This is a genomic window from Burkholderia sp. Bp8963, assembly GCF_003854275.1.
Classification (GTDB): domain Bacteria; phylum Pseudomonadota; class Gammaproteobacteria; order Burkholderiales; family Burkholderiaceae; genus Burkholderia.
This window is the reverse complement of the sequence record NZ_QTQP01000212.1, coordinates 1-210: the sequence shown is the minus strand read 5'-3', so window position 1 is coordinate 210 and position 210 is coordinate 1. Positions and strand designations below refer to the sequence as shown.

Here is a 210-nt window from a genome sequence, read left to right as displayed (position 1 = left end):
CGTTTTCACATATCACTCTGACTGGCTCAATCGCCAATGCAAAATTCTCGGTTCAGTGTCTGAACCAAGCCCTTAGCGTTGGTGATTGGTGGAGGCAGACGGGATCGAACCGACGACCCCCTGCTTGCAAAGCAGGTGCTCTCCCAGCTGAGCTATGCCCCCATGTACAGAGACTTCCTCAGGTGTTACCGCCAGACAATTGGTGGGTCT

The 210-nt window shown here is 53.8% G+C and carries 1 tRNA gene; it reads right to left on the bottom strand.

Features of this window, described 5'->3' with window-relative positions:
- Window positions 1-86 precede the first annotated feature (86 nt).
- Window positions 87-162: transfer RNA gene (locus DID96_RS38085), tRNA-Ala, on the bottom strand.
- Window positions 163-210: the final 48 nt, after the last annotated feature.